Raw genomic sequence first — 11,123 nt, 5'->3', positions numbered from 1 at the left:
GACTACTTTGAGGCCTGATGTTGAACGATGATTTTCTTCAACGCACAGCTAGCCAGCTGTGCGGCAGCAAAAGAGGAAATTTTGTGCATGTCGGTGACGGATGCTTCTTTGGGGAGCGCAATTTTTTTTGACATTCCCATCAACGACCCCGTGTCAAACGATTCGTCCACAGCGTGAAAAGCAATCGTGCAATAACGCTTCCCATCGAGCATAAGCGCTTGAAACGGATTGCCCCCGACATATTGGCTCGGCCAAGAATCATCAATGCAGGGGTGCATGTTGTAAAACCCAAGCGGCGGTGTGTTGATCAGTCGCGCCTTGATCCGCTGACCGAAGGTCGCCATGATGCAAATGTCCGGCTTCCACTGGTCAATGATGTCGTAAAACGGTTGGGCATTGACGGGTCCGATGAACGTCTCCACGTCGAATTCCTCGGCCAGCTCAGCGACCATCCTCTCTTCATATGAAGTGTGCGGGTATTGCCACACACGCTTGTCAGCCGCAATATTGCTAGCCTCAGGGTCGTCACTGGCGACACCAACGACCATGACTTGACTGCTTATTTCCCCATGTAACAACTCGTTGAGTAAATAGAAGCCACGGTAGTAACTTCCAAACATGGCGACTCTGTATTTTTGAATACTCATTTGTTGCAAAGTTTGTTTTTGTGTTGGCTGAGCTTGATCGTTGAGGGGTCATGGATGACACTATTTCGACAGTCGTGCCCTAGCACTGAGCCGGCTGTTTTGCGCAATCAGGGTACGCGCCAGCTGCTTCGCCAGCATGTACAGAAAATGCCGTCCGATGGGCGGCGCTAACTCAAAGAGTTCATCAAATTGCACTCGGTTGAACGACGCTACCGTGACACTATCAGAGGCGCAGCAGTTTTCAAAAGCGGGCAAATTTTCAACCAACGACAGCAAGCCGAACCATTCGCCAATCCGCAAAGAACGCGCATCACCATCGCCTGGCTGGACATCGCCGCTGGTCATCGTGACCGCGCCATCCATGATCAAATACAAAGCATGGCCCTGCTCACCTCTTACTGTGAATGAGTGTCTTGCCGGGTAGAGGGCGACGTTCAGCATTCGCGCAAAAACGTCAAGGTCTGCGTTTGAAAAATTCTCAAAACCTGGCTGAAGTTTGAGGAAGTATTTAATGTCCATGATGATTCCGATCAGGCCTGGGCCAGTGCTAAATCTGCTTCACGCTGGTACGACTTACGCAAACGGTCTGACAGCATCAGCACTAGGTGGGGTAGCAGCACGTTTGCTACGGCCTGATTGGTGGTGATCAAGTCTTCCAGTATCTGATGCCGCATGCGCAAGAAACGCGCTGGTGTTTGGGTGGTAATGGTCGCACTGGTCATCAACTCACCGCTCAGTGCCGAGACCTCGCCCAGCCACTGGCCAGGGCCAAGCACGCTCAGTAAGGTTGAATTTTTACCATCCTCAACGGACACGGCGACAGTGCCGGCCACAATAAAATAAATTGAATCAACTGGCATGCGATGCCGTATCAATTTACGTCCTGGAGGTAGTTCCAACACAGTGACGCCCTTCAAAAAGGTTGCGGTATGAAGGGGATCAAGCTCTTCTGCGAGTGTCGAAAAATGCCTGCAAAAAGCGTCGTTTGCTGTTTGTTCCATAGTGTGTCCTGTTGCTGTTCTTCGACTTAAAACCTAACTGGGCTTTGCATGCGCACAATCGCCTCGGCTGTGATGGGTATCCGCATGCCACCGACATTCCAGTTGAGCACCGGAGTGGTTGGAAATTGCTGCGAAAGTTGCTTGATGTCCGAATCTGTTAGTCCACTGTCGGTAAGTGAGACGCCGGCAGGCATTGCGCCGGTGAGTGCATTCACTTGCTGCCTGGCTGAGGCATAGCTACCGTTCATCACTGAACATATATTCGGAATGGTTTCTGTGCTTGATACCCAATATGATTCCTGGGTCATATTTTTCACGCTGGCAATGCCAGTGCTCAATGCATAAATAACCCGGTCGACAAAAGGCACCATCAGCTTGACGCAGTAAGTCACCCGTATTTTCAACAGGTTGGCATCCTGAATCGACATGCCATCTTTGAGAACGCTGCTGTCGCGGAACATCAGGTTGTCGTTTGGAATATCACCCGTGTTCGACAGTTGCGAGTACGCGTCGAACGCTACTGCCGTAGGGCTGATGATTTCAACCTTGGCGGTGTTCGGGTTAGAGACTTCGATCGCCGCAATCATGCGGGCTTTGGCCATATCGTCCAGAAAAGGCGCGTTGCTGGTGCGCATAAAAAACGGCGTCATGCCACCGACCACACCGCCGATGATGGAAGTAATTTTGGCATTATTTAATGCACCTTGGCGGGCTCCCATGAAGGTTGCATAGTTCAGTGAGGCTTTGGCCTGGTAAATGAGTGCAAACTGGATAACGCCGAGCACCAGCAACAGCAATGATGGCAAGATGATGAGGTATTCCGTCATCGATTGACCGCGCTGGCGGTGCAGGGGTTTACTTGTAAAGCCTCTCATGCCTCGAACGTCCGCCATGTAAGTTGCTCGCCCAAGCTGAGACCTAGCGTGGCCAGCGATCCTGCTGGCAGTTCGAGCGTTGTCGTTGCGGTAAAGGCTCCAGCGCAGCGCAGTGGCTTCACGTTGCAGACCAGTTTTCTAATATGCCCAGTGGCGTCCAAAAAAACCAAATCCAGCGCGTAATGCATGCCGACGGTGTGCACCATGTTGCAAGCGTTGATCAGCAGGCCTTCGCCAGACCTCAGGGGAGGTCGCCCGAGCAAACCACGCATCCGCTCAATGGCGCTGGCGGCTTTCCACACCCGTGGCACCAGGCTATGGGTGTCTGATTCCCGGTAGACAGCGCCGAGCTTCAAAACAGTCCAGACTTCAAGAATTTCATGACGATAGGAAAGCCAATAACGATGAAGGTGACCGGGAAAATAAACATCATCAGCGGACCGATCAGTTTGACGGGTGCTTCCATGGCTTGTTTTTCCGCTCGCTGAAAACGTTCGCTGCGGCGCTGGTCGGCTTGCGAACGCAGGGCCGAACCCAGTGATGCGCCCATCTTTTCGGCCTGAATCACAGTACCCACAAAACTTGACACTTCAGGCATCATCAAGCGTGACTCCATCCGGCGAAGCGCATCGGCGCGCGGAAGTCCTGAGCGCAGGTCGCGGACTACCATGAAGAATTCTTGGCGCAAGGGGCCGGGGGGGCCCTTTTGTACGACTTGGTTCAAGGCCCCGGTCAGGTTCAGCCCGGCTTCCACTGCCATGGTGATGAAGTCCAGAAACATCGGCATGGCCTTTTGCACTAGCTTGCAACGACGTTTACGGGCGTCTAGCAGCCAGATCGAGGGGTAAAAATAACCCAATAACGCACCCACCATGAGTAGGGTCGGTGAGGACTTGTTCAGCATGCCTGCGACCATGTACATGATTCCAGATACAGCCACCAAAGAAACCATTCGCACCGCATAAAACTGCTCGGCAGTCATCATGTGAGCGACGCCGCTGTTGTTCAGCTTGGTGTTGGTGCGCTCGAGTTTTTCCAGTGAAATGCGCGATGTCAGGTGGAAATCAATGAGTCGCACCAGAGGCCACATCAAGCGCAAAGCCGGCGGGAGTTTGTCCATGTACTGACGATCGTCCTGCGGGACTGCACGGCTCAAAGTTGAATACACGTACAAAACAATCAGCGCAATAGTGCCGACCATCGCAGCCAAAATCCAGACTACAGTGGTTGAGTTCATACGTCGATGTTCACAATTTTTTGGATACCGATGTAGCCAATCGTGATCATGATACTGACCACCAGCAACACGCCCCAGCCATACAGCGTGTTGTAAAGCGGAGCCATGGCATCTGGCTCCATAAAGGTCAGAATGGCCAGCAGAAAGACGGGCAAAAGCGCCATCACGATGCCTTGTAGTTTTCCCTGTGCCGTGAGGGCTTTGATCTTCCCCTCCATCTCATGCTTGCGTCGCAAGGTACCGGAGAGTGATTCGAGAATCTCGGCAAAATTGCCACCGACTTCTCGCGTGATTTTCATGGCCGCCACCAACAACACAAAGTCGGGTAGAGGCATGCGCTTTTCCATGTTGGACAGGGCGCTGTCAAAGTCCACACCGAGTCGCTGCTCGCGCAGCATCAGATCGAACTCTTGAGCCAAGGGTGGTTTTTGTTCCTTCACCATCGACTCCAGCGCGACCGCCAAACTGGCGCCAGCGCGCATGCCCCCCGACACCATCAGCAGCGCGTCGGGCAGTTGCTTTTCAAACAATGTGATACGTGACTTTTGGAGGTGTTTGACGAAGTAGCGGGGCGTAAAAGCCACGACCACGCCTGACACAACCGCCACCAAGGGATTGTCGAGCACGACAAGCAGCAAGATCGGAATCACGACCAAGGCACCCACGCTGTACTTGAACAGAAGCTTGGGGTCGATAAAAATGAACATCGCAGCCAAATCTGTCTTGGCTGTTGTCGCGAGTGTGGCCTGTTGGTGGTTTAGCCATGAACGGACCAGCAACATGCCCACCATACCAATCACAATCGCAGCCGCCACCACGACACCAATAAGGAAGGCAAATTCAAACATCAGAGGTTCTTCGGTGGTTGGAAGATGGACAAATCAACCGGGATACCGCGGCGGGCCAAGTCTTGGCAGAAGTCGGGGATATTGCCGGTTGCGACGAACCTGCCTTTGATCTTGCCTTGCTCGTCATAGCCATCCTGCTTGAACAAAAATATGTCCTGCAGTTGCACGATATCGCCCTCCATGCCGGTGACCTCGGTGATGTGCGTGATCTTGCGGCTGCCGTCTGGAAAGCGGCTTTGCTGAACGATCATGTGAACTGCCGAGGCAATTTGTTCGCGAATAGCACGTAAGGGCAAGTCAAGGCCAGACATCAGGGTCATCACTTCAAGTCGTGCGATACAGTCACGCGGCGTGTTGGCGTGGGCTGTAGTCATGGACCCATCGTGGCCGGTGTTCATCGCCTGCAACATGTCCAGCGCTTCACCGCCGCGGCACTCGCCGACCACAATACGGTCAGGTCGCATGCGCAGGCAGTTTTTGACCAAATCACGAATCGTGATGGCGCCTTTGCCTTCAGAATTCGGTGGCCGTGACTCAAGTGAAATCAAGTGCGGTTTGGCCAACTGAAGTTCGGCCGCATCTTCGACCGTGACAATGCGTTCATCATCTGGAATGTAGTTCGACATCACGTTCAGCAAGGTCGTTTTGCCCGAGCCGGTGCCGCCCGAGATTACGATGTTGGCAGCTTGATCAACTGCTATTTCCAAAAATTTCATCATGTCTTTGGTGACCGAGCCGAAATTGATCATGTCCGTGTCGACCAGTTTCGACTTTGAAAATTTACGGATGGTGATGTTGCAGCCTTTGAGCGCCAGCGGCGGGATCACTGCGTTGACGCGTGAGCCGTCTTTGAGGCGGGCGTCCACCATCGGAGAGCTCTCATCAATACGACGGCCTATAGGCGCAACGATTCGCTCAATCGCCCCGAGCACCGCCTGGTCGGTGCTGAACGCAATATCAGCCTTTGTCAATTTGCCTTTGCGTTCGACGTAAATTTCATCAAAGCGGTTGACCATGATCTCGCTGATGTCTGGATCAGCCAACAAGTCTTCAAGCGGACCCAGGCCAATCACTTCATTCAGCAACTCTCTGGCCAGCCGGGCACCATCAATATCAGGTGGCAAACTGGTGTCACTGGCCAGAATTTCTGCAATCATGGTTTGCGTGTTCAAACGCAAGTCATCTTCGCTCATGCTCCGGACATCGACCCGTCGCAAATCCATTTGACTGATCAACTTGCCATGAAGCGCTCGGCGTGCAGCGTTCATACGCTCGGTCAGGTCAGGCGTGGCGGGTACCGCGGCCTGCTGCGCTGGCGGCTGCTTGACGATGAGCTCCGGTGTCGCCACGAAAGTGGCCGTAACGGCAGCTGACGCGGGCAGGGGAGCTGGTGCAACCGCCGCCATGAGAATCGCGGCTTCGACAATCACATTCACGTAGTTGTCACCAATCCGAATCACGTCTTCAGCGCGCAGCGGGCCGTACTCTTTCTCGATGGCTTTCCCATTGACTTCTGTCGCACCCATGGCTCCATGATCTTCGACAAAAAAACCGGACGCCCGCTTGTGAATCGTGGCGTGGCGTTTTCCTACAGTCCAGCCACGCAACACGATCAGGTTAGTGTCGGCTTTGCCGATGGTGAGACTGTCGATCTCGCAATTGACCCGTGTGAGCTCACTTTTTGCAGATTTGTATTCAACACTGAACATGGTTCCCCCCTGTAAACAAACAAACCATCAACTATTGATTGAGGGTGCCCAAGTCGCCTGACTGTGACTTGGCCTTTTCCTGAATGTCCTGCGCCTTCTGCAAGCGCTCTTGATTCAGGCTTGAGGACGAATCAATCACGGTCGGGGTGACGAAGATCACCAGGTCGGTGCGGCCATTTTGAAAGTTAGTCGAACGGAACAAGGCGCCCAGGATGGGCAAGTCACCCAAACCCGCGAGTTTCGAAATGTCTTTCTGCAGGCTGGTGTTGACCAGGCCAGACAGCACAATCGTTTGCCCTGACTGCACGTTGAATTCAGAATCCGTTTTTCGAGTCAGGAAGCCCGGGTTTCCGCCCACGGCGACGGAGTTGTCAACGTTGCTGACCTCTGTTTTGAGTAGGGCGCTGACATTGTTCTTCTCGTCAGCCACCGGTTCAATGGTCAGCTTGATGCCGTAGTCCTTGAAGGTCACGGTTGCTGGGGCTGCAGCGCTGGCCGGCGAGATGATGGGAATTTGTCCACCCGCCAAAAATTCGGCCTTGCCCCCGCTGCGAGCACTGAGCTCAGGTGTTGCCAGAACAAAGGCGTCGCCGTTGTCAACAGCCAGGTTGATCATCGAGGTGATGACTGATGTCATGCCAAGGTACGGACGCCAGCCGGCACCACCAATAGGAATAGGTGTAGTTGGAAACCCTGCAGGCGGTGTGGATGGAACCCTGAAATTCTGGTTGGTGCTCCAGTTGCCGGCAACAGCTGCTGCGGGACCCGCAATACTTTTGTCCCATGCAACCCCGATGTTCGATGCGAGTGATTTTTTCATTTCCACAATCTGTACTTTCATGTACACCATGCGTCGCATCGTGACTTCTTCTTCAAGCACAGCGTTATGGGTTTGCGGGAATAATTTCGCAATGGCGTCGATGCGTGACAGGCCCGCTTTACTCGCAGAACCCGTCAGCAAGACCATGTCGCCGATGCGCTCAACCTTGATGCCTGGCATGGCGCCCAGCATGTCTCGAAGGCGTTTGGCCGTGACATCCGGATCGGTGGCCAGCACGCTGACCGCGTAGTTCAACTGATTGCCGTCAGCAGTCCAAAGTCGCAGACTCGTGGTGCCAGGTGTTTCAGCCAGTACCACCATTTCGGTCTCAAGCACATTGCTGGTGATGATTTTCCCGTTACCAACAGCGACCCGAACGACCTTGCTAGGCAGTGGAATCGTTTTGATCTGCCCCACAACAAGTTGCAGTGAAGAAACATCATCTGCAGCCGCGGCAGGCTGTACACAAGCCAGTCCGGCCAGCAAGGGAAAGAGTAGGGTGAGTCTAAAAAACATCGCGAAGTGTCCTTGTGTATTGAGTTGACTCATGGTCGCTGCTGAACGTTGGCACCACCAGCCGATGGCGGCATGAAGCCTGCCATTGCGGGTGGATAGGCCGCTTGCGCGGCATCGGCCCCGGCTGGCGACCGGCGATCACCCGCTGAAGGTGGAAAGAGCGATGGGATGTTGATGTTGACAGCGCCCCCAGAGCCCTTGCCGCCGATGATGTACTCGACCGCACTGATTTTGGGTGTGTTGATGTTGCTCCCCTTGACCGCATTCACGCCGGTGTTGAGCATGGTCCTGGTGTTGATGTCTGTCAGTGACACCATGGCGCTGTCGGCATTGCCACGCAACACAGCCCGGATTTTTCCGACCTGCTGGGCCAGCGCGATGCGGGCTGCATTTTGCGGCGTGACTTCAAACGTGAAGTTCGAGTAACGCTGTGCGTTGCCAGAGGAGCCAGCATAATCGCCCTGGCTCGTGGTCCCACCTTTATTGCCGCCACCAGGTGCGATGCTTTGACCCGTTGCCAGCACCTTGACGTTTTGCAACACCAGCACCGCCCGCAGACCGCCATCGGCATCCGTTTTGTCGGGCACGATCAACATCAGGTCAACCATGTTGCCCGGCTTGACCATTTGCGCCATCGAATTGATTTCATCGACATCAATGGTGATGGCACGCAAACCTTCTTGCAGGCCGTCGGCGAAGCCTTGGACTTTTTCGGTCACATCGGCTATGCGCAAAGGCCAGCCAGCCTGAATCGGCCGTGTGGCCTTGGCGCCGTCAATGCGATCAAAGTCTTTGACCAGCACCATCTCTTCGGTCACCAGGTCCGCCAGAATCTCGCGCTTGGTAAGGTTCTGCGTACCCAGCGCCGAGCCTCTGGGAATCATTATTCCGGCCGCGACCACTTCGACGGTGGGGCCACCGCTGGCACGTTTTTTGGCCTCTACCTCCAATGTCTGTTCGCGACCCTTGAGGTATTTGGACATCAGCATGGCTGCAGCCAAGCCCAGCACAACAGCCAGTGCCACCAGCAGCCACATGCGGTTGATTTTTCTGAAAAAAGTGATTAATTTGCGCATGATTAATATGACTCTTTGGTCAGTGGGGGCGGAGTAAATTCGGGTGTCGTCATCGGCGTGGCGTCCCTTCAAAAGGGCGTGATCGTGGAGGAATAAGAAAGTGCATATGCAAACGCGTTGTAATAAGTCTTGATGGCGTTGGCCAGTTGCACCACAACCACGTTGCCGCTGTCGTCGGGCACCAGCAAAACAATGGCGGCAAAGGCACTGACAGTCAGGTACTCAACGCTGGACTGACCGCGTTGTAGCCGTGGCTGGGGTGACAGGTTCAAAGGCATGTTGGCTACTGTTTGGGTCAAGGTTTGTCGACCAGATTGACCAGCACGCTGCTGCCGCCCTGGGTGCGCGAAATGACCATGCTGGTTTCATTGAAGGCGCGCTTGAAGGTGATGGCGTAGCCATTGCCATTGCCGCCTTTGAATTTAACCAAGTGGTCACTGGTGATGTTCCAGCCGTCGCCGCCAATCACCCGGCGGTAAAAGTCGGCGTTGGCGTTGGTTGAAAACTGGTTCATCAGCATGATGGTGCGAGCCTCTTTGCCGGGGTCGCGGTGTGTCATGTCGGCTGCCACCAGACTGCCCGACATCATCGGGAAATCTTTCCCCAGAACCCGCAGCTGGTTGCTGTCCTGTATTTGGCTGACAGCCAGCATGCCGGTAGAGCCGCCGGTGCCATTGCTGCGTGCCTGCACGGTGTAAAAGCACATGTCGCGCAGCTTGGCAATCACCTGATAGCCGCCAACCGTGTATTCAATCGCGTCTTGGGGGCTTTGCGCAGAAGATTTCCATTCGCGGCGGTAGCGCGCCAGGATCGCCTGCACGCTGTCGGTACTGTCAAAGCGCCTGATCTGCAACGGCGTGCCGTTGTGCACGATATCGGGGGCGACCCAGGTCAGCTTCAGATCGGGCAAGGCAAACGGCGCGCAGTCCGGTTTTTTCGGTTCGGCGGCGATGGCCATCAACCCGCTCAAGGCGAGGCTGGCCGCAAGTAACAAAGTCTTAGAGGGCATTTTTCGGCTTTCTCAAGTCAATAATTTGCCTTCGCAAGTCGTCAATTTGCGCTTGGAAAGCTGCGATCTTCGACTTTGCTGCGTTGCGATTCGTCATAAAGACGGTATCGTTGATCAGATCTGGATTAGCCGCCAACTGTTGGTCTGACTTTGTTATTGCCAATTGCAAATCGGGGTCAGCGAGCTTGGCTTCCAAGGCTGCAATTTGCGCGTCCAATCCCGCGTGACAAGCCACACTGGCGTCAGCATTTGGCGTGTAACTGGTGTCCAGTCCACCAGGTGGTTTTTTGACGGTGCAGTTAGTCTTCTCTCCTGTGAGAGGATTAACGTCACATTTCTGGTAGTTCGCAAGGAACTCCGCTTGTTTGTCGGCGCTGCAGGAATTGATCGAGTTTTGAGTCGTCCCAATCGCGTTATGCAAAGCGTTAACTTTTGTTGTGACCCTATCGGTCAACGCTTTTGCTTCCGCATTTTGTTTATCGGCTTCTTCTTTGCGTCGCTGCTCGGCGGTCTTCCCGGGCTGCGGGGCAGGTGATGCGGAGGCTGTCAAGCGATCGGGCGGCACCAAGTCGGGCAATACTTCTCCGCCGAGCTTGAGGCTGCTCGGCTTCAATTCTTCAACAAAAGTGCCAAGGACGCTTTGAACAATGTGCATGACTTCTTTGACCGGGCTGCGCTGGGCCAGGCTGAGAACGGCCAGACCTTCAGTCTGTTTCTTGACGAAGTCTGGTCCGTTGGCGCTCCAACCATTGGTCACCAGCACTTGCTTCATGACAAAGTTGGGGGCCATGAAGCCGGACGTATCTGCCCCTGTTGCCAGGCGGATGGCCGGGGTGTTGGCGGCATCCAAGCTCACCGTTGAGGTATACAGGCTTTGCATGTCCAACTTGAATTTGGTGCCGAGCGCCGAGTCAATCGTGTTGACGATTTTTTGAGCGCCGCTCAAGAAACCATCCATCGTGCCGGGGGTCTGTGTGCCTGGGCCAACACCTGCGGAATAGGTCGAGAGCATTGAGGCGCCAGCATGGTCGTACCACAGCGGTTTAGCAGCCACAGCACCGGTCAGCGTTTGGTCGGTGCTGCGCAGGGTGGTGGTGGCTGAATCAGCAAAAAACCGCTGTTGGACTTCACTCTGAATCTGCACGTCTGATTTTTGACCGTCCGCCCAGTCTGAATTACCGTACCAAACCGTTCGTTCCCAAGCCGCATAGCGCGCCGCCTGAATCGTCGTCGCCTTCATGTCCATGAATTTCCCTAACAACGGGATCATCAAAAACAGCGGGATCAATACAAAAGCCGCCGCAATGGTGAATTCAGCCAGGGCTTGACCCCGCTGACGTCCGCGATGGGTTGACTGTGTGGGGTAAAGACTTGAACGCATGCGG

At 54.4% G+C, this 11,123-nt stretch carries 13 protein-coding genes; all 13 read right to left on the bottom strand.

Annotation, left to right across the window (positions count from 1 at the left end; translation table 11 throughout):
* Positions 1 to 2 precede the first annotated feature (2 nt).
* The 13 genes from HHJ17_RS09170 to HHJ17_RS09110 all read right to left on the bottom strand — a co-directional run bounded on the left by HHJ17_RS09170 (position 3) and on the right by HHJ17_RS09110 (position 11,119).
* Positions 3 to 647 (bottom strand): formyltransferase family protein, encoded by a 645-nt coding sequence (locus HHJ17_RS09170; protein ID WP_296505590.1) that lies wholly within the window; start codon positions 645 to 647, stop codon positions 3 to 5.
* 60 nt (positions 648 to 707) lie between these two features.
* Positions 708 to 1,166 carry a Crp/Fnr family transcriptional regulator gene (locus HHJ17_RS09165; RefSeq protein WP_296501096.1) on the bottom strand — a complete coding sequence of 153 codons (459 nt, stop codon included), beginning with the start codon at positions 1,164 to 1,166 and terminating at the stop codon, positions 708 to 710.
* Positions 1,167 to 1,177: 11 nt separating this feature from the next.
* The gene (locus HHJ17_RS09160) at positions 1,178 to 1,648 is read right to left on the bottom strand and encodes a cyclic nucleotide-binding domain-containing protein (protein WP_296501099.1); all 471 of its coding nucleotides are present in this window, start codon (positions 1,646 to 1,648) and stop codon (positions 1,178 to 1,180) included.
* Positions 1,649 to 1,674: 26 nt separating this feature from the next.
* The gene (locus HHJ17_RS09155; RefSeq protein ID WP_296501101.1) at positions 1,675 to 2,541 is read right to left on the bottom strand and encodes a TadE/TadG family type IV pilus assembly protein; all 867 of its coding nucleotides are present in this window, start codon (positions 2,539 to 2,541) and stop codon (positions 1,675 to 1,677) included.
* Positions 2,520 to 2,879, bottom strand: a complete 360-nt coding sequence (locus tag HHJ17_RS09150; RefSeq protein ID WP_296501104.1) for a DUF192 domain-containing protein — start codon at positions 2,877 to 2,879, stop codon at positions 2,520 to 2,522. Before HHJ17_RS09150 ends, HHJ17_RS09155 begins: the two co-directional genes overlap by 22 nt.
* Positions 2,876 to 3,724 carry a type II secretion system F family protein gene (locus tag HHJ17_RS09145; RefSeq protein WP_296501197.1) on the bottom strand — a complete coding sequence of 283 codons (849 nt, stop codon included), beginning with the start codon at positions 3,722 to 3,724 and terminating at the stop codon, positions 2,876 to 2,878. Before HHJ17_RS09145 ends, HHJ17_RS09150 begins: the two co-directional genes overlap by 4 nt.
* Before the next feature lie 32 nt (positions 3,725 to 3,756).
* Complete coding sequence (locus HHJ17_RS09140; protein WP_296501107.1) at positions 3,757 to 4,608, bottom strand: type II secretion system F family protein; 852 nt, start codon at positions 4,606 to 4,608, stop codon at positions 3,757 to 3,759.
* On the bottom strand, positions 4,608 to 6,317 hold the full coding sequence (locus tag HHJ17_RS09135; RefSeq protein ID WP_296501108.1) for an ATPase, T2SS/T4P/T4SS family: 1,710 nt from the start codon (positions 6,315 to 6,317) through the stop codon (positions 4,608 to 4,610). Before HHJ17_RS09135 ends, HHJ17_RS09140 begins: the two co-directional genes overlap by 1 nt.
* Before the next feature lie 31 nt (positions 6,318 to 6,348).
* Positions 6,349 to 7,653, bottom strand: coding sequence for a pilus assembly protein N-terminal domain-containing protein (locus HHJ17_RS09130; RefSeq protein WP_296501111.1), 1,305 nt, complete (start codon positions 7,651 to 7,653; stop codon positions 6,349 to 6,351).
* A 29-nt stretch (positions 7,654 to 7,682) separates the two neighbouring features.
* Complete coding sequence (cpaB, locus tag HHJ17_RS09125) at positions 7,683 to 8,729, bottom strand: Flp pilus assembly protein CpaB (RefSeq protein ID WP_296501112.1); 1,047 nt, start codon at positions 8,727 to 8,729, stop codon at positions 7,683 to 7,685.
* A gap of 68 nt (positions 8,730 to 8,797) precedes the next feature.
* Complete coding sequence (locus HHJ17_RS09120; protein WP_296501114.1) at positions 8,798 to 9,007, bottom strand: hypothetical protein; 210 nt, start codon at positions 9,005 to 9,007, stop codon at positions 8,798 to 8,800.
* Positions 9,008 to 9,024: 17 nt separating this feature from the next.
* A complete protein-coding gene (locus HHJ17_RS09115) occupies positions 9,025 to 9,738 on the bottom strand; it encodes a hypothetical protein (RefSeq protein ID WP_296501115.1) in 714 nt (237 codons plus the stop codon).
* Positions 9,728 to 11,119 carry a hypothetical protein gene (locus HHJ17_RS09110; RefSeq protein WP_296501117.1) on the bottom strand — a complete coding sequence of 464 codons (1,392 nt, stop codon included), beginning with the start codon at positions 11,117 to 11,119 and terminating at the stop codon, positions 9,728 to 9,730. The genes HHJ17_RS09115 and HHJ17_RS09110 overlap by 11 nt, the downstream gene beginning before the upstream one ends.
* Between the last annotated feature and the right edge of the window lie 4 nt (positions 11,120 to 11,123).

The organism is Rhodoferax sp. (assembly GCF_012927445.1).
In the GTDB taxonomy this organism is placed as follows: Bacteria; Pseudomonadota; Gammaproteobacteria; order Burkholderiales; family Burkholderiaceae_C; genus Rhodoferax.
The sequence above is the reverse complement of the archived record's forward strand: the minus strand, read 5'-3'. Positions and strand labels throughout refer to the sequence as shown.

Excerpts from the sequence above, each read along its gene's own strand:
- HHJ17_RS09155 (WP_296501101.1), bottom strand. The coding sequence starts at position 2,541 with ATGGCGGACGTTCGAGGCATGAGAGGCTTTACAAGTAAACCCCTGCAC.
- HHJ17_RS09170 (WP_296505590.1), bottom strand. The coding sequence starts at position 647 with ATGAGTATTCAAAAATACAGAGTCGCCATGTTTGGAAGTTACTACCGT.
- HHJ17_RS09165 (WP_296501096.1), bottom strand. The coding sequence starts at position 1,166 with ATGGACATTAAATACTTCCTCAAACTTCAGCCAGGTTTTGAGAATTTT.
- cpaB (WP_296501112.1), bottom strand. The coding sequence starts at position 8,729 with ATGCGCAAATTAATCACTTTTTTCAGAAAAATCAACCGCATGTGGCTG.
- HHJ17_RS09145 (WP_296501197.1), bottom strand. The coding sequence starts at position 3,724 with ATGGTCGGCACTATTGCGCTGATTGTTTTGTACGTGTATTCAACTTTG.
- HHJ17_RS09135 (WP_296501108.1), bottom strand. The coding sequence starts at position 6,317 with ATGTTCAGTGTTGAATACAAATCTGCAAAAAGTGAGCTCACACGGGTC.
- HHJ17_RS09140 (WP_296501107.1), bottom strand. The coding sequence starts at position 4,608 with ATGTTTGAATTTGCCTTCCTTATTGGTGTCGTGGTGGCGGCTGCGATT.
- HHJ17_RS09130 (WP_296501111.1), bottom strand. The coding sequence starts at position 7,653 with ATGTTTTTTAGACTCACCCTACTCTTTCCCTTGCTGGCCGGACTGGCT.
- HHJ17_RS09120 (WP_296501114.1), bottom strand. The coding sequence starts at position 9,007 with ATGCCTTTGAACCTGTCACCCCAGCCACGGCTACAACGCGGTCAGTCC.
- HHJ17_RS09110 (WP_296501117.1), bottom strand. The coding sequence starts at position 11,119 with ATGCGTTCAAGTCTTTACCCCACACAGTCAACCCATCGCGGACGTCAG.
- HHJ17_RS09115 (WP_296501115.1), bottom strand. The coding sequence starts at position 9,738 with ATGCCCTCTAAGACTTTGTTACTTGCGGCCAGCCTCGCCTTGAGCGGG.
- HHJ17_RS09160 (WP_296501099.1), bottom strand. The coding sequence starts at position 1,648 with ATGGAACAAACAGCAAACGACGCTTTTTGCAGGCATTTTTCGACACTC.